This is a genomic window from Arthrobacter sp. BG5 (genome assembly GCF_056680155.1).
Genome location: NZ_CM155268.1, coordinates 2,950,094 through 2,966,243, shown reverse-complemented (window position 1 = coordinate 2,966,243; position 16,150 = coordinate 2,950,094). Strand labels below are relative to the sequence as shown.

The following is a 16,150-nucleotide window of genomic DNA, read 5'->3' as shown; positions in this document are numbered from 1 at the left end:
GAGGCGCACCCCGTCCTGAGTGTGCATATTTTCACCTCAACCGGGGCCTGACTGCCAAAAGTCCCATCCAAAGTCGAGGCTCTTGCCCATTCGTGACCCAGCCCACATGCTTCCTGCATGACTTCCCTCACCGTTTCCGGCCGCGTGGCACAGGTTCTCAGCAGCTATCTCACCGACCTGTTTGGTGTCATGGGCAACGGAAACGTCTACTTCCTGGACGCCGCGGAGAAGCTGGGTCTTCGCTTCTCCGCGGTCCGCCATGAGGGCGCCGCCATCGCCGCAGCCGACGCCTACTACCGGGCCTCGGGACGTCTCGCAGCGGGCACCACCACCTACGGCCCCGGCTACACCAACGCGCTCACCGCGCTGGCCGAAGCAGTCCAGGCGCAAATCCCCGTCGTGCTGGTCACCGGGGACGCCCCCACCACCGGCGCCCGCCCCCAGGACGTGGACCAGGCGGCCATCGCCGCGGGCCTGGGCGCCGCCACCTTCACCGTCACCCGCGAGGCCGCGGGTTCCATCACGCAGCAGGCGGTGGAGTTCGCACTCACCAAGCGCACCGCCGTCGTGATTGCCATCCCCTACGACCTTGCCGCACTCCCGGCTGCGGATGAAGAGCTTCCGGCGGCCCTGGCGCCGGCCGGAAGCGACGACGTCGACGGCGGCCTGGAGCAGGTGGCCCGCCTTCTCGCCGGGGCGAAGCGGCCGCTGATCCTCGCCGGCCGCGGCGCGCATCTGGCCGGCGCCGGACCCGAACTCCGGAAGCTCGCCGACCGTCTCGCCGCGCTGACCGCCGGAACCGCGCTGGCCCTCAACCTCCTCGAGGGCGACGGCTACCTCGGCGTCGCGGGCGGCTTCGGCACTGACACCGCGGCCGGGCTCATGGGCGAGGCCGACGTCGTCCTCGTGGCGGGCGCGAGCCTGAGCCCCTTCACCATGCGGTTCGGTCACCTGCTCGGCCCGGACAGCACGGTCATCCAGATCGACGCCGCCCTGCAGCCGACGCACCCCCGGGTGGACACGTTCGTCAGCGGGGACGTGAAGTCCGCTGCGGAACGCCTCCTGACGCTGCTGGATGACCCGGCCGCGCCGGCCGCGCGCCCCTCCGAAGCCTGGCGCGCGGAAGCCCGCAAACGCCTGGCCGAGGGACCGGCCCACCACCCCGGCGCAGCGGAGACCCCGGGCGGCCGGCTGGACCCGCGCTCCCTCGCGAAGGCGCTGGACGCGGTGCTGCCCGAGCGCCGCACGGTGGTCCAGGACGGAGGGCACTTCGTCGGCTGGGCACCCATGTACTGGCGCATCCCGCGGCCACAGGACCTGGTCATGGTCGGGACCGCTTACCAGACCATCGGGCTGGGCCTGGCCAGCGCCGTCGGGGCAGCCCGTGCGGTGGAGGAGGACCGCACCCTGGTGCTGGCCTCCGGCGACGGCGGTTTCCTGATGGGCCTGTCCGACCTCGAATCGCTGATCGGCGCCGCCCGCAGCGCCGTCGTCGTGATCTACAACGACGCCGCCTACGGAGCCGAAATCCACCAGTACGGGTCCCAGGGCCTGACCGAGAAGCCCATGCTGATCCCCGAGGTGGACTTCAGCGGCGTCGCCCGGGCCCTCGGTGCCGAATCGGCGATCATCCGCTCGCTGGAGGACCTTTCCGCGCTCACCGACTGGATCGACGCCGGCGCCAGGGGAACCTTCGTGGCCGACTGCCGGATCACCTCGAGCGTCCGGGCCCCGTGGTTGAGCGAGTGGATGGAAGCCTCGCGGGCCGCGAGAAAGGCGCCGGTGGCCGGCTGACGGAATTCACAGGTCCGCGGGCTACCCTGATCCCCATGAAGGCAGCCCGGGACGCACGCTCCGCCGCCGTGGTGATCAACGCTGGATCACGCCGCGGGGCGGCGTCCGAGCAGGCCGTGGACGCGATGCGCGCGGCAGGCGTGCCCGTCTCTTCCGTGCACCGTGTGCGGTCCGGGGCGGACCTGGCCGCGACGCTTGACCGGGTGCTTGCGGACGGGCATGACCTGGTTGTAGTCGGTGGCGGCGACGGGACCGTCTCCTACGCCGCCGGCCGGGTGGCCGGCACCAAAGTGGTGCTCGGCGTCCTCCCACTGGGCACCGCCAACGACTTCGCCCGCACGCTGGAGATACCAAACAACCTCGCCGAGGCTTGCGCCACCGTCGCCGACGGCAAGGTGGTGGACATCGACCTCGGCCGGGCCAACGGTGAGCCGTTCCTCAACGTCGCCTCCGTGGGCCTCTCGGTGGCGGTTACCGAAGCGCTTAGCCCCCGCTTGAAGCGGTACATCGGGCCACTGGCCTACAGCATCGCCACGCTTCGGGCTTATGCCCGGCACAAGCCGTTCCGGGCCCGCCTCGAGTTCCCGGACGGCGACCACGAGCCGCTGAAGCTCGAGGATCTGCTGCAGGTGGCGGTCGGCAACGGCCGGCATTACGGCGGCGGCAACACGGTCTCCCCCACCGCAGGGATCGATGACCACACCCTTGACATTTACGCCATCCTGGCGGGGCATCTGCGGGAGCACGTGAGCATCGCACGGCTGCTCAAGGACGGAAGCTTCATCAAACACGACCGGGTGTACCACCTCACCACCAGGCGGGTCCGGCTGGTCACCGACCAGCCGCTGCCGGTGAACCTCGACGGCGAGATCGCCACCACCACGCCCACCGACCTCACCGTGCAGCGCAACGCCGTCCACGTGGTGGTGCCCCAGAGCAGCACGAGCGCATCGTTCGACGGACCGGGCGCCAGCACACCCTCCTGAGGGCGTTGTTTCCTAAACAGTCACGCCCTAGCCGCCTCTTCCCTTAGTGTTGGTGCAGCCAACGAAACCGTTTGCGTAAACCGTTTCCGCTAGGCTTCCGTAGTGCGTTCGCACAGCACCCGCAGGCACACTCAGGGAGGAGAAGCAGTGGTCACCATCCGCAATGTCGCCAAGTTCGCCGACGTCTCCCCCGCCGCTCTCCCTGCTGCGGAGGAAACCGCTCTCACGCCGGACGTGCAGTGGTGGGAGTCGGCGGTCATCTACCAGGTTTACCCGCGCTCGTTCGCGGACGGCGACGGCGACGGTGTGGGCGACCTCGCCGGGCTTACCGCGCGGCTGCCGTACATCGCAGCCCTCGGCGTCGACGGGATCTGGATGACCCCGTTCCAGCCCTCCCCGCAGGTGGACCAGGGCTACGACGTGTCCGACTACTGCGGCGTGGACCCGCTGTTCGGAACCCTGGAGGAGTTCGAGGTGCTGCTGGAGCGGGCGCACGCGTTGGGCCTGAAGGTCCTGCTCGACGTCGTTCCGAACCACTGCTCCTCCGAGCACCCGCTGTTCCAGGCGGCGCTGGCGGCCGGGCCGGGCTCGCCGGAGCGGGAGCTGTTCCACTTCGTCCAAGGTCCGGCGGGCGACACTCCTCCGAACAACTGGCAGAGCGTCTTTGGCGGCCGGGCCTGGAGCCGCGCTAACCAGTCGTCCGGGACGGATCTCGAGTGGTACCTTCACCTCTTCTCCGCCGGGCAGCCAGACTGGAACTGGCGCAACCCTGCCGTCGGCGACTACTTCGACGGCGTGCTGCGGTTCTGGTTCGACAAGGGCGTGGACGGGCTGCGGATCGACGTCGCCCATGCCTTGTTTAAGGCCGAGGGACTGCCGGATTCGCCGTCGGAGGGCGGCGTGGTGGACGGGCTGCGGTCCAACCCGCAGGTCTCCGACCAGGAGGAGGTCCACGAGGTCTACCGCCGCTGGCGCACCCTGGCCGAGCAGTACCAGCCGCACCGCCTGCTGGTGGGCGAGGTGAACCTGGAACCGGCCCGCGCCGCCCGCTACACCCGGTCGGACGAGATGCAGCAGGCCTTCGCGTTCGCGTTCGTGAAGCTGGGCTGGGACCCGGAGGCGTGGGCCGCCGTCGGCAATGAGCTTGAGGCTGCCCGCCTGGTGCACGGTGCCACGCCGACGTGGGCGCTGGAGAACCACGACATCGTCCGCGCCGCCACCCGCTTCCGCGGCGGCGAGCTCGGTTCCCTGCGGGCCCGCGCGGCGCTGGTGGCCCTGCTGGGGTTGCCGGGACCGGCGTACCTGTACCAGGGGCAGGAGCTGGGGCTGCCCGAGGTCGACGTCCCGCTGGAGGCCCGGGTGGACCCGATGTGGGCCCGCGGCGGCGTCTGCCGCGACGGCGCCCGCGTGCCGCTGCCATGGACCGACGATCCCGCGCTGCACCACGGCTTCACACTCGGCACCGCTGAAGGACCACCCTCCGAGCCCTGGCTTCCGGTCCCCGCAGGCTGGGGCAGGCACGCCGTCGAACGGCAGGAGCAGGACGCCGAGTCCGTCCTGAACCTGGCCAAATCGGCGTTAGCGCTGCGCCGGGAGCTGTGGAAGAGCGAGGTGTTCACCGCAAACGACGGCGGCATCTGGCGGGTCGAGGGCGGGAACCTGCTGATCTGCGGACGCAACGAACACTTCCTCATCGCCGTCGCGATGGGCGATAAACCCGTGCGGCTCCCGGACGGGACGGTGCTGCTCAGCGCCGAAGCGCTGGAGCAGGACGGCTGGCTGCAGCCGAACAACGCCGCGTGGGTGCTGCGGGGCTGACGCGAGCGTGGCAAGGTGGTGCCACTGCCCGCCGCACAGGCGACGCCGGCACCTAAGACCCGGTGCCGCCGTCGTACTCGGCACTACGGGGTCCCTTTGTTTGTCATTGCTCCCGGGGCACCGCCCATAAGATGAGGCATGGACTTAGAGGACGCGCTCTGGACGGTTTTGGGGGCCGGGCTGGTTCTGCTGATGCTCGTTGACGTCTTTCGAACGCTGCTTTATCCCCACGGTTCCGGTCCCGTGGGCCGGGCGATCATGCGCGGGTTCTGGCTGGCGTCAAGAAAACTGCGGGGCCGGGGCTCCTTCATTGCAGCGCCGTTGGCCATGGCGGCTGTCATTGGCGCCTGGGCGGGCCTCGCGGCCATCGGCTGGGCCCTGCTGTACCTGCCGCATCTGACGGACGGTTTTGTTTACGGAGCCGGGGTTCCCCTGCGGGCCGACTTCGCCGAAGCCCTCTATATCTCCCTGGTCACTCTTTCCACCGTGGGGTTTGGCGATATCGTGGCTACGCATTCGCTGCTCAGGCTGGTTGTGGCACTTCAGGCCGTCACCGGTTTCGGTTTGCTGACGGCAACGGTCACCTGGATCCTGCAGATGTACCCGGCCCTTAACCGCCGCCGTGCCCTTGCTCACGAGCTGAACTTGTTCAGGGAGGCTGCAGGTCCTGCAGGTGTACTGTCCGTGGAACCCAGGCAGGCCGCCGGGCTGCTGGAGTCAATGGCCGGAAACGTAGCTCTGGTGAGCATCGATCTGCTTGCGTTCCATGAAACCTACTATTTCCGTGAGGTCGAGCAGCGCGGCTCCTTGCCGGCCACAGTCGCCTACGCCCAGGAACTGGCATCCCAGGCCCAACGCAGCGACAACCCTGAACTCCAGTTCGCCGGACGGATGCTCCACGCCGCGCTCGATGGACTCGCGGACGTTCTTCGCGGCAAGTTCGGCCATTCCGGAACCACTTCGTCTGACGTGTTCGACAGCTACGAGCTACACCACCGACACCTGCGGGGCAGGAAACCCGACGCTAACCAGCCCTAGACATGTGACCAACCCGGGCGCCGCCGTCGTGGTGAATGGGCGGGCCAGCGAGCGCCCCGCCCGCACCTTGCCGCCCCTCAACCCCGGCGGTAGCCTGAAAAGCAGATGACGGGCCACGCCGCCCACCACCGGTTCCGGGAGGGCCGGCCGGGCAGCGCCCACAGGCTCAGACCCGCCACCGGGAACGGGGAGGCGCGATGTCGACACTCGCACGCGGCCGGGAAGCCTACGCCGCACGGCGCTGGCCGGACGCCGTCGGGCAGTACACCGCCGCCGACCACGACGCCGAACTTCCGGCCGGCGATCTGGAACAGCTGGCCATCTCCGTCATCCTCACCGGCCGGGGCGCCGAAGGAGTGGACATCCTGTCCCGGGCGCACCTGAAATACCTCGCCGACGGCGACTACGCCGCCGCCGCCCGTTGCGCCGTCTGGACCGGGATGAACCTCATCCTGCTGGGCGAACCGGCCCGTAGCGCCGGGTGGCTGGCCCGGGCCCGCCGGATCGTCGAGGACCTGCCTGAGCCCTGCCCCTTCGAGGGCCTGCTGTCCGTCCCTGTCGGGCTGGGCGCCCTCTACCAGGGCGACGGCGCCACCGCCTCGGAAGCATTCACCCGGGCCGCGGACCTCGGACGGGCACGCGGCGACGCTGACTCGGCGGCCCTCGGCACGCTGGGCCTCGGACAGGCAAAGATCATGCTGGGGGAACTCGACGACGGTCTCGCCCTGCTCGACGAGGCCATGGTGGCCGTCACCGTCGGCGAAATCTCCCCGATCCCCGCCGGGATCATCTACTGCGCGGTGATCGAGACCTGCCGTCTGGCCTTCGACCTGCAGCGCGCGCACGAGTGGACACGGGCGCTGGACCGGTGGTGCGAGGCGCAACAGAACCTGGTGGTCTTCAGCGGCCAGTGCCAGATGCACCGGGCCGAGCTGTACCGGCTGCACGGCGCCTGGACCGAGGCGATCGACGCGGCCAGAACGGCGCAGGACCTCGCCGTCCGCGGCGACCGGATGGCCACCTACGGCGGATTCTACGAACAGGCCGAAATTCACCGGCTCCGGGGCGACTTCGACGACGCCGAGGCCTCCTACCTGCACGCCCAGGACACCGGCTTCCCGGCGCAGCCCGGGCTGGCCCTCCTGCGCCTGGCCCAAGGCAGGCCGGACCAGGCTCAGTCCATGCTCCGGCAGGCCATGGCCGGCATCGACCCCGCCTACCGGCGCCTGATGCTCGCCGCCCGGGTGGAGATCGAACTGGCGGCAGGCGACGCACCGGCAGCACGGGCCGCCGCCGAGGAGCTGGACTCGCTGTGCGCCTCGATCGACATGCCCCTGCTGCACGCCCTCGCCGACCAGTCCCAAGCCGCTGTCCTGTTCCACGACGGAGACCCCGGGGCTGCCCTGGTCCCGCTGCGCCGCGCATGGACCCGCTGGCTCAGCCTCGACGCACCGTTCGAAGCGGCCCGCTGCCGCGCCCTCCTGGCCAGACTGTGCGCCGAGCTCGGCGATGCGGAATCCGCCCGGCTGGAGCGTGAGGCGGCCCGGGCAGTCTTTTCCGAGCTGGGCGCCGCGCCGGCGCTGGCCGGGCTTGAACTGGCGGGGCTTGGGCAATCGGTGCCAAGAGCCCCGGACGTCCGCACAGCCCCGGCGTCAACCACCCGGGACGACGCCCGTCACGCCGCCGACGCCGGGCCGCTCACCGCCCGGGAAACCGAGGTGGTCCGGCTGGTCTCCGCCGGGCTGAGCAACCGAAACATCGCCGCCGAGCTGTTCATCAGCGAAAAAACCGTGGCCCGGCACCTGAGCAATATCTTCATCAAGCTGGGCCTGACCTCCCGGGCCGCGGTCACGGCCTACGCCTACCAGCACGGCCTCGCTCTGACCTCCCGCCCTGCATAAAACTACCCATTCCCAGCTTCTCCCCGGCCCACGGGAAATGGGTGATTCGCCCGATTCGCCGCGGCGCAACGAAAAATAGCGTTAATGCATGAACGTTTCAGTGCTCGCAGGAATGGTTTCCACCGGCCTCTTCGCCGTGAGCTACCTGCCCATGCTGCTCAAGGCCCTCCACACGAAGAACCTTGACTCCTACAGCCTCGGCTACCTCGCGCTGAGCAACGTCGCCAACGCTGTGCACTCCGTCTACGTCTTCAGCCTCCCGCTGGGGCCGATCTGGCTGCTGCATGCCTTCTACGTCGTCGCCTCCGCGCTGCTGCTCATCTGGTACCTGCGCTTCCGGTCCGGACCCGCAGGCCACCCGGCGCCCCAGCAGGCACAGCGTTCATTACCAACCCACTGAACATGCAACACCAAGGAGGCACCCACTATGAACACCACCCCAGCAGCTGACACCGGCGGCGTCGTCGGCACTGGCAAAGCCGGCCCTGGCAAAGTCAGCATTGGCGCCGTCGACACCGTCATCATCGGCGCCGGACAGTCCGGTCTGGCGCTGGGCTACCACCTGGCGCAGCAGCGCCGGGACTTTGTCATTCTCGACGCCGGCACACGGGTTGGCGACGCGTGGCGGAGCCGCTGGGACTCGCTGCGGCTGTTCACCCCCGCCAAGTACAACGGCCTGCCCGGCCGGCCCTTCCCAGGCGATCCGCTGGCCTTCCCCACCAAGGACGAGCAGGCGGACTATCTGGAGGACTACGCCTCCCGGTTCCACCTGCCCATTCGGCCCAACACAGCCGTCACCCGGCTGAGCCACGACGGGCAGCGGTTCCATGTCACGGCCGGGACGCAACGCTGGACGGCGGCAAACGTCGTCCTCGCCACCGGCGCCTGCCAGCTGCCCAGGACGCCGGGCTTTGCGGCGGAACTGCCGTCCGACGTCGTGCAACTCCACTCCCACAACTACAAGAACCCGGCCCAGCTCAAGCCCGGCCCCGTCCTGGTGGTGGGGGTCGGCAACTCCGGGGCGGAGATCGCCCTAGAGACCAGCCGCAGCCACGAAACCTGGCTGGCCGGCAAGCCGAGCGGCGAGATCCCGTTCCGGCACGGCCGGACCGCGGCCCGCTTCTTCTTCCCGGTGGTCCGCTTCGCCGGGCTGCACGTACTGACCACCAGCACGCCGGTCGGACGCAAGATGCTGCCCAAGATCGCCGCCATGGCCAGGCCGCTGATCCGCACCAAGCTCGCGGACCTACGTGCCGCCGGGGTCCACCTGGTGCCGAGGGTCACCGGAGTTGAGGACGGCGAAGTAATGCTCGACGGCGGCCAGCGCCTGCCGGTGGCAAATGTCATCTGGTGCACCGGCTTCACCGAGGCCTACCCCTGGCTGGACATCCCGGCGCTGCCCGCGAACTGGCGGGAGCAGCAGCACCGCGGGATCGTGGACGCCCTGCCGGGCCTGTACCTGCTGGGTCAGGAGCTCATCTTCGCCGAAGCATCGGAAACCCTCCCCGGCGTGTGCCGGGACGCCAAATACCTGGCGAAGCAGCTCGCCGCCACCCGGGCCCCACAGCACGCAGCGGAACTGCCGAGCGGGCTGGCGGCTTAGCGCAGGGAGCCAGTTCCGTTCGGATTCCTTGGCGGCGGCAGCGCTGCTTTGCCTCGTTGCTCGTTGCCGCTTGCCAGACGCCGAACTACGAGCGCTGGGCGATGTTGAGGATGTTGCCCTCGCTGTCCAGGAACCAGGCCGCCTTCCCCCAGTCGGCGGTGGCGACGCCATTTTCCGTCTTCAGGCCGGGAAAATCGTAGTCTTCAAAGACGACGCCGCGGCCCCGCATTTCCTCCATCTCGGCTTCGAGGTTGTCTGTTTCCCAGCCCAGCTGGGTGTTCTTGGCTGTCCCTGCATTCTCTGTTTGGTACAGCAGGAACCGGGTCCCCTGGCCGCAGTTGTACATCACGGTGCCCTCCTCCATGGACTCGGAGGGCTCGATTCCCAGCTTGTCCCGGTAGAAATCCTTCGCCCGGTTAATGTCCTTCGCCGGCAGGACAGCCATGATGCTTGAGTTGCTGAGCATGATGATTCCAATCTGTGCGTTGATGACCGCAGTGATGGCGTTGCTCCCCCCGGTTTCGGTCCCCGGAATCTGTGCCCGGAGCCCGTGACCGCCCCTCGCGCCGAAACGGGGCGGCCACCTGGGACTCTTCATCGCCGCGCCACCCATCACCAGTGCAAGGGGTCCCCGAAGCTTATGTGGCCATTATGGACCGATCCGGTCCTGCGGAAAATAGGGGCTTGGTGTCCGGTTGAATCCGAGGACCGCTGGCTGCAGCCACGTAACCCCGCCCGGGTGCTGCGCGGCTGACGCAGCCGTGGCAGAGTGCTGGCATGGCAGCTTTCACCCAGTCCGACGACCTCCAGGGCGCCCACTTCACCGACGTGAACCTGCGGGGCGCCCGGTTCATCCGCTCGGACCTTTCCGGGGCGGTGATGCGGGCGGCCGACGCTGCCGGGGCGGACATTGACGCCCCGTGGCTGTTCGACGGCGGGAACACCCTGCGCATTAACGGCGTCGACGTCGTCCCCTTCGTCGAGGCGGAACTCAACCGCCGCTTCCCCGGCCGCGCCGAGAGGCGCGCCGGCAACCCGGAGGGGCTACGTGCCGCCTGGGCCGTGCTGGAGCGGACCTGGCAGGCGACGCTGGACCGGGTTGCGGCGATGCCTGCCGGCACGGTTGATATCTCCGTGGACGGCGAGTGGTCCTTCGCCCAGACGCTGCGCCACCTGGTCATGGCCACGGACACCTGGCTGGGCCGGGGAATCCTCGAACTGGAGCAGCCGTACCACCCTTTCGGTCAACCCAACGCGGAGTACGAAACCGACGGGTACGACCTGGCTGTCTTCTCGGCAGTCGCACCGTCCTATGCCGAGGTGCTTGAGGTCCGGGCAGAGAGGGCAGCCATGGTGTGGGGCTACCTCGCCACCGTCACCGCGGCGGACCTGTCCTCGACCCGCCGAAATCCGTGGGCCCCCGACCAACCGGTGACTGTCCGCTCCTGCCTGCACACCATCCTCAACGAGGAATGGGAGCACCTCCGCTACGCCGTCCGGGACCTGGACGCGATCGAGGCGGGGCTCGCCACCGAGAAACCCGGTCCCGGCTGACGCGAACACACACTCATCACCGGCACGTGGAAGTATTCACTTATGACTATCGACAATGATCCCGCCAACCTTCCGGCGCCAGCCGCCTCACCCGGCAGCGACGCCTCGACCGACGTCAGTCGCGGCTGGGACCACATCGGGGCCATCATTGTCGATGCCACGTTGCAGCGGCGGCAGAACTACCACGAGACCGTCAAACCGCGGGTCGACGCTCTCATTGCGGCCTGGCCTGATGCCGCCACGACCAGCGGATTCCGCCAGCACCTCGATAACGGGAAGCTCTCCGACGTCATCGACTGGCCCTCTCCGGGCCGTCTGGCCCAGATGGAGGAAATCACGTGCGTGTTCGAGCGCCAGGGCATCGACACGGTAATGGAACTCCGGGACGCCCTGGAGGACCCGGCCAGAAGAACCGTTGTCCGTGAGGCCCTCGCGGCGGTGCGGCACGTCAGTCCAAAAACGCTGGATTACATCGACACCCTGAGTGGAACCGACACGGGCGCCACCGGCATCTAGCCACGTGAGGAACCGGGCCTTCGGCTGCCACTCGGCGCCCACAGTTCACCCGGAGTCCAGCTCACGGAACACGGCGCTCCACCTGCGTTCCCTAGCGTGGTCGGGTCTTCGGCTCAACGCCGGTATCCGTACCCCGGAAGGAACCATCACCATGCGTACAGTCCTGACTGCTGCCGCGGCCGCCGCGCTCGTCGCCGCCCTCGCCAGCCCCGCTGTCGCCGCCTCCAACACCGACGCCGGCTCCGCGCCGTCGTCGAACGCCGCGTCGAACGCCGCGTCGAACGCCGCGGGAACCGCAACATCCAGCATCAAGACCAACGAGCGCAACGGTTCCTTCGACCTGCAGGCGCACCGCGGAGGCCGCGGTGAGTGGACCGAGGAATCCTTGGCTGCCTTCGCCAACTCACTGAAGCTGGGCGTGAGCACTCTGGAACTGGACACCCACCTGACCACCGACGGCAAGATCATCGTCTGGCACGACGACACCATCCAGGCCGACAAGTGCCAGGACACCGCGCCGGCCGCCCCGGGCGATCCCGCCTTCCCGTATGTCGGGGACCGGGTGGCGGACCTGTCGCTGGCCCAGATCAAGACGCTCGACTGCGGTTTCACCCAGCTGAAAGGCTTCTCCGAGCAGGACGTGATCGAAGGGAACCGGATCGCGGAGCTCACGGACGTCTTCCAGCTGGCGCGCGACGCCGAGGCCAAAAAGGTCCGCTTCAACATCGAGACCAAGGTCGAGGACGGCAAGTCCGGCGGCCCGGGCATGGTGGCTTTGACCAAGGCCGTGGTCGCCGAGATCCAGGCCTCGGGCATGGCGGAGCGCTCCACTGTGCAGTCGTTCGACTGGTCCTCGCTGAACCTGACCAAGCAGCTCGCCCCGGAGCTACCACTGGTTGCCCTCTCCAGCGGTGACGCCTGGCTTGAGGTCGGCCAGCCCGGCGCAAGCCCCAACCTCGGCGGGATCGATATCGACACCTACGGCGGATCTCTCGCCAAGGCCGCGGCCGCCCGGGGCTACGACGCCATCTCCCCCACCTTCCGCTCCGTCACCCCGGGAATGATCGCCGACGCCCACGAACTCGGCCTGCCGGTAATCCCGTGGACCGTCAACACCACCGCGGACATGAACCGGCTGATGGACCTGGGCGTGGACGGCATCATCACCGACTACCCAACACGGCTGCGCACCGTGATGGACGAGCGCGGGCTGAAGCTCCCGAAGGCGTACGCGCCCAAGGCCTAAGGGCAGCCTTTGTCGCGGCGTACGCGCAAGCACAACGACGGCGGCCGGTCAGGCCGCCGTCGTTGTGCTTTGGTTACGAGGCCGATGCTTGGTTCCAGTCCATCAAAGCCTGGGCTGTTTCGAGCAGTTCGTCGTCCCGGTGCAGGTTGCCGATCAGCTGGATCCCGACAGGCAGCCCGTTGGGTCCTTGCAGTAGGGGTAGAGATATGGCCGGGCAGTGGAGCAGGGTCCAGGAACGGCAGAACAGCGGGTTCCCGGTTGCCTGCGTGCCCAGCGGTGCTTCACCGATGACCGCCGGAACCAGAAGGGCGTCGATGCCGTCGAATACCTCGGGAAGCATGGGCCTGCATCGGGCGGCCAGGTTCAGGGCCCCGGAGTAGTCAGCTGCCGAGATGGCTGCACCTCGCTTTATCACTTCCATCAGGCTGCTGCTCACCAGGGAAGGGTTCTCTTCGCAGCGGCTCCGGAGCGCTTCACTGACTTCGTAATCCATAATGAGGCACTGGGCGGCGGTCAGCCCGTCGAAATCGGCGGGAAGTATCGTTTCCACAACTTCGATATCGCTGCCCATCAACTGAAGCTTCAACGCGTCGATACTTGACCGTGTCGAAGGGTCGGCCTGTTCCCATTCGACGGGCCGGGCGAAACCGACTCGAATCGGCCCCTTGGCCGCCTCGACCCCGCGGTCCGAATCCGGGGCACGCCGCGCGCCGCGCCTGGAGGAACTGGTCCGAACAACATCGAAGACCGCCACTGTGTCGGCAACGCTGCGGCTGAGAAGCCCCACCGTGTCCAAGGTTGGGCTAATTGGGAAAACCCCGTCCCGGTCAATCGCGCCGAACGTCGGTTTGAACCCCACGATTCCGCAGAATGAGGCGGGCCTGATGACGGAGCCTGCCGTCTGGGTTCCGAGGGCGACGGGAAGCATCCCCGCTGCCACGGCCGCCGCCGAGCCGCTCGAGGATCCCCCCGGCGTGCGCTGCAGGTCCCAGGGGTTCCTCGTTGGACCAGGGCTGAAGAGGGCGAATTCCGTCGTAACGGTTTTGCCGGTCAGCAGCGCACCCGCCTCCCGCAGCGTACGGACCACGGCCGCATCACGGCCGGGGCGGTTGCCTTCAAACAACCGAGAACCGTATTCCGTGGGCTGGTCTTCCGTGTCGATGAGGTCCTTGACTCCGACCGGCAGCCCGAGAAGGGGTTTCCCCGGGTCGCCCGGAGCGATTCGATCCAGTTCAGCTGCAGCCGCCCGCACGGCCTCCGGGTCCAGGTGCGCGAAGGCTTTGATTTCGGGCTCCCGGACAAGAATGGTGTCCAGGAAGTCTCGGGCCGTCTCCGAGACCGCTTTTCGGCCCGCGGCAACGTCAGCGAGGATGGCGAGGCCGGGGGCCTCCGCGAGGTTGGTCTGGGGCGGCTTCAGGTTAGACATACGGCAGCACCAACATCGCAATACCGAAGATCACGAACCCGACGAGGAAAGCGGCCACCGTGTACCCCATGACCTTGCGAACGTTCAGCTTGGCGATGGCCAGGACCGGAAGCAGCCAGAAAGGCTGGATCATGTTGGCGACAGCTTCACCGGCCGCGACCGACATGGAGATCTTCCCGAGGTAGGCCGGCGATGACTGGCCCAACTGCAGGGCAGTTTCGACGGCGATCGGTCCCTGAACCGCCCAGTGCCCGCCTCCGGAGGGGATAAAGAGCGAAATAAGGATGGAGCCGAGGAAATTCAGGAACGGAAGGGTCGCCACCGAGGCCCCGGCAACAATGGCCGAGGAGATAACTACCTGGAGGGGGCTTGTGTGGGCGTCCGGTGCGTAGGCCAGAAGCCCCACGATGCCGCCGTAGAGCGGGTACTGCAGCAGAAGCGGGCCGCAGGTCTTGGCCGCTTCGGTAAAGGCGCGGATGAAACGGATTGGAGTGCCGTGCAGGGCGGCCGCCAAAATGGTGAAGAGCATGACCATCGATGAGATGTTAAGCGCGAAGCCGCTGATCACGAAATACGCTGCCCCGGCCAGGAAGAGGCCGACGTTCAGGATCCACAGCCCCTCAAGGCGGTCAGCGAAAGTCCGCGGGCGGTCGTCGCGGGGAGCCTCAGCAGGCTCGGCAGCGAGCAGCGCGTCACGGTCGACCTCGTCGGTCTCGTGCGGGGCCATCTTCCAGATGAGCAGCGCCAGGGCGGCGATCGCGACAAGGACGGTCACGTAGCTGTACGGCTGGAGGATCGTCAGGTCCAACGGCACCAATTGGTGGGTGAGCGTGTAAATGACGTTCAGCTTGCTTGTTGAATCTGTGTTGGCCAAAGCGATCGAGCTGGAGAGCCCATTGGTCCACAACATGTAGCCCATGTAGCCGGCGGCGATCATGTAGCCAAAGTTTGCGTTGGAAAGCCTGGCAAAGATGCGCCGTCCCAGCAGCGCACCGACTACAAGGCCAAGGCCCCAGTTGAGCAGGTTGGCGGCGGCGGCGGCCCCGAAACACAGCAAGGCCCCTTCGACTTGGTTCCGAGGCTTGGAAGCAAGCCAGTTGAGGCCCTTCTTAACCACGGGCGCCTCTGCGAGCGTGTAGCCGCTGACCAGAATGAGCACCATCTGAAGAGCGAAGGTGAAGATGTTGTTGGTTCCCCAGACACCCTGGTACCAGCTTTGAATGATTCCGGAGCCGGAGGAATTCGGCACCCAGAGCAGAATCATGACCACCACAACAAGCGTCAGGATGACGGCGAAAAGGTACGGATCCGGCATGAAACGCTCAACGTACCGTACACAAAGGTCAGTGAATCGCTGGATAAGGTTTCTTCGACGAACCTGGGAACTCTTAGCTCCGGGTAGGGCCTGCTGCGGCACAGTTGACATAGCTACTCCTCATTTGCGGCTGACCGTGGATGACGGGGACGGCAGACTCCGGCGTCCGAGCGTCTATCCGGCAGTCACTAGACATATGGAAAAACGAAGGCCATGTTCAGTGGGCTCGACGCTGCCCAACGGGCGTGTTCTGAGTCACAGGCTGACTGGCCTATCCAATAGGACACTCCGCCTCTCCTCCTGTCAAGAGGATGTCAGATATCCGACGTGTATCCATCGCTGCGGCCAAAGCGAGCCGCCTACCACTCATCGCCCCCAGCTCGCGCCGTCAGCCCTCTTTCCAGCCCGCGCCGCTTCCGCTGGCACGCACAGGATGCCAGAGTGGGGACGATGAACGGCGAAACCGGCAGTGCGCAACCCGGCGGGCTGGTCCTGAACTTGGAGTGCATGCTCGACGCCAGCCCGGCGGAAGCCTTCAGGATGCTGACCGACCCGGCGGAACTGAAGACGTGGTGGGGTCCGGACGGCTTCACCATTCCGGCGGCGGAACTGAACCTGACCGTAGGCGGCCGGTACCGGTTCCGCATGACGCCACCGGACGGCGAACCCTTCCACCTCTCCGGCGAATACCTGGAGATCGACCCTCCCTGGCGCTTGGTCTACACCTTCAGGTGGGGGGAACCGGCGCCCGACGACCGGGAAACCGTCGCAGACCTCTCGCTTCTGAGCGCCGGCGACGGCACGCACCTCGTCCTTTCGCAGGGACCGTTCGTGACGGAGGAACGGCTGGCCCTGCACCGCGAGGGCTGGACCGAGTCATTCGAGAAATTGCAGGCTGTCCTGGCCGGCCGCAGCTGAGGCACCTTCGGCCCGCGGAACAGGGTCCAGACCAG

The 16,150-nt window shown here is 67.6% G+C and carries 14 protein-coding genes; 11 read left to right on the top strand and 3 right to left on the bottom strand.

The genetic code is table 11. From position 1 onward, the window contains the following. Positions 1-117 precede the first annotated feature (117 nt). The 7 genes from AC1MBE_RS13760 (at position 118) to AC1MBE_RS13730 (ending at position 9,140) form a co-directional block, all read left to right on the top strand. Entirely contained in the window at positions 118-1,794 is a 1,677-nt protein-coding gene (locus tag AC1MBE_RS13760; protein ID WP_479779076.1) for a thiamine pyrophosphate-binding protein, read from the top strand. Between the two features lie 35 nt (positions 1,795-1,829). Then, positions 1,830-2,780 carry a lipid kinase gene (locus AC1MBE_RS13755; protein WP_479779075.1) on the top strand — a complete coding sequence of 317 codons (951 nt, stop codon included), beginning with the start codon at positions 1,830-1,832 and terminating at the stop codon, positions 2,778-2,780. A 147-nt stretch (positions 2,781-2,927) separates the two neighbouring features. Beyond that, on the top strand, positions 2,928-4,598 hold the full coding sequence (locus AC1MBE_RS13750; RefSeq protein WP_479779074.1) for an alpha-amylase family glycosyl hydrolase: 1,671 nt from the start codon (positions 2,928-2,930) through the stop codon (positions 4,596-4,598). 138 nt (positions 4,599-4,736) lie between these two features. Then, positions 4,737-5,636, top strand: a complete 900-nt coding sequence (locus tag AC1MBE_RS13745) for a potassium channel family protein (RefSeq protein ID WP_479779073.1) — start codon at positions 4,737-4,739, stop codon at positions 5,634-5,636. Between the two features lie 197 nt (positions 5,637-5,833). Beyond that, positions 5,834-7,537, top strand: a complete 1,704-nt coding sequence (locus AC1MBE_RS13740) for a helix-turn-helix transcriptional regulator (protein ID WP_479779072.1) — start codon at positions 5,834-5,836, stop codon at positions 7,535-7,537. An 88-nt stretch (positions 7,538-7,625) separates the two neighbouring features. Next, positions 7,626-7,937, top strand: a complete 312-nt coding sequence (locus tag AC1MBE_RS13735) for a hypothetical protein (RefSeq protein WP_479779071.1) — start codon at positions 7,626-7,628, stop codon at positions 7,935-7,937. Between the two features lie 27 nt (positions 7,938-7,964). Then, complete coding sequence (locus tag AC1MBE_RS13730; protein ID WP_479779070.1) at positions 7,965-9,140, top strand: flavin-containing monooxygenase; 1,176 nt, start codon at positions 7,965-7,967, stop codon at positions 9,138-9,140. Between the two features lie 85 nt (positions 9,141-9,225). Here AC1MBE_RS13730 and AC1MBE_RS13725 read toward each other — a convergent pair whose 3' ends face one another. Continuing rightward, on the bottom strand, positions 9,226-9,606 hold the full coding sequence (locus tag AC1MBE_RS13725; RefSeq protein WP_479779069.1) for a VOC family protein: 381 nt from the start codon (positions 9,604-9,606) through the stop codon (positions 9,226-9,228). 311 nt (positions 9,607-9,917) lie between these two features. Here AC1MBE_RS13725 and AC1MBE_RS13720 point away from each other — a divergent pair, with 311 nt between their 5' ends. The 3 genes from AC1MBE_RS13720 to AC1MBE_RS13710 all read left to right on the top strand — a co-directional run bounded on the left by AC1MBE_RS13720 (position 9,918) and on the right by AC1MBE_RS13710 (position 12,456). Beyond that, positions 9,918-10,694, top strand: coding sequence for a DinB family protein (locus tag AC1MBE_RS13720; RefSeq protein ID WP_479779068.1), 777 nt, complete (start codon positions 9,918-9,920; stop codon positions 10,692-10,694). Between the two features lie 42 nt (positions 10,695-10,736). Then, positions 10,737-11,210 (top strand): hypothetical protein, encoded by a 474-nt coding sequence (locus AC1MBE_RS13715; RefSeq protein ID WP_479779067.1) that lies wholly within the window; start codon positions 10,737-10,739, stop codon positions 11,208-11,210. A 151-nt stretch (positions 11,211-11,361) separates the two neighbouring features. Continuing rightward, positions 11,362-12,456 (top strand): glycerophosphodiester phosphodiesterase family protein, encoded by a 1,095-nt coding sequence (locus AC1MBE_RS13710; RefSeq protein ID WP_479779066.1) that lies wholly within the window; start codon positions 11,362-11,364, stop codon positions 12,454-12,456. 73 nt (positions 12,457-12,529) lie between these two features. Here AC1MBE_RS13710 and AC1MBE_RS13705 read toward each other — a convergent pair whose 3' ends face one another. Both AC1MBE_RS13705 and AC1MBE_RS13700 read right to left on the bottom strand, forming a co-directional pair. Then, entirely contained in the window at positions 12,530-13,882 is a 1,353-nt protein-coding gene (locus AC1MBE_RS13705) for an amidase (protein ID WP_479779065.1), read from the bottom strand. Further along, entirely contained in the window at positions 13,875-15,308 is a 1,434-nt protein-coding gene (locus AC1MBE_RS13700; RefSeq protein ID WP_479779064.1) for a TIGR00366 family protein, read from the bottom strand. The genes AC1MBE_RS13705 and AC1MBE_RS13700 overlap by 8 nt, the downstream gene beginning before the upstream one ends. A gap of 339 nt (positions 15,309-15,647) precedes the next feature. Between AC1MBE_RS13700 and AC1MBE_RS13695 the strand changes: the two genes are divergently transcribed. Next, positions 15,648-16,115 (top strand): SRPBCC family protein, encoded by a 468-nt coding sequence (locus AC1MBE_RS13695; RefSeq protein ID WP_479779063.1) that lies wholly within the window; start codon positions 15,648-15,650, stop codon positions 16,113-16,115. Positions 16,116-16,150 lie beyond the last annotated feature (35 nt).

Excerpts from the sequence above, each read along its gene's own strand:
- AC1MBE_RS13760 (WP_479779076.1), top strand. The coding sequence starts at position 118 with ATGACTTCCCTCACCGTTTCCGGCCGCGTGGCACAGGTTCTCAGCAGC.
- AC1MBE_RS13755 (WP_479779075.1), top strand. The coding sequence starts at position 1,830 with ATGAAGGCAGCCCGGGACGCACGCTCCGCCGCCGTGGTGATCAACGCT.
- AC1MBE_RS13745 (WP_479779073.1), top strand. The coding sequence starts at position 4,737 with ATGGACTTAGAGGACGCGCTCTGGACGGTTTTGGGGGCCGGGCTGGTT.
- AC1MBE_RS13740 (WP_479779072.1), top strand. The coding sequence starts at position 5,834 with ATGTCGACACTCGCACGCGGCCGGGAAGCCTACGCCGCACGGCGCTGG.
- AC1MBE_RS13735 (WP_479779071.1), top strand. The coding sequence starts at position 7,626 with ATGAACGTTTCAGTGCTCGCAGGAATGGTTTCCACCGGCCTCTTCGCC.
- AC1MBE_RS13730 (WP_479779070.1), top strand. The coding sequence starts at position 7,965 with ATGAACACCACCCCAGCAGCTGACACCGGCGGCGTCGTCGGCACTGGC.
- AC1MBE_RS13725 (WP_479779069.1), bottom strand. The coding sequence starts at position 9,606 with ATGCTCAGCAACTCAAGCATCATGGCTGTCCTGCCGGCGAAGGACATT.
- AC1MBE_RS13720 (WP_479779068.1), top strand. The coding sequence starts at position 9,918 with ATGGCAGCTTTCACCCAGTCCGACGACCTCCAGGGCGCCCACTTCACC.
- AC1MBE_RS13715 (WP_479779067.1), top strand. The coding sequence starts at position 10,737 with ATGACTATCGACAATGATCCCGCCAACCTTCCGGCGCCAGCCGCCTCA.
- AC1MBE_RS13710 (WP_479779066.1), top strand. The coding sequence starts at position 11,362 with ATGCGTACAGTCCTGACTGCTGCCGCGGCCGCCGCGCTCGTCGCCGCC.
- AC1MBE_RS13705 (WP_479779065.1), bottom strand. The coding sequence starts at position 13,882 with ATGTCTAACCTGAAGCCGCCCCAGACCAACCTCGCGGAGGCCCCCGGC.
- AC1MBE_RS13700 (WP_479779064.1), bottom strand. The coding sequence starts at position 15,308 with ATGTCAACTGTGCCGCAGCAGGCCCTACCCGGAGCTAAGAGTTCCCAG.
- AC1MBE_RS13695 (WP_479779063.1), top strand. The coding sequence starts at position 15,648 with ATGAACGGCGAAACCGGCAGTGCGCAACCCGGCGGGCTGGTCCTGAAC.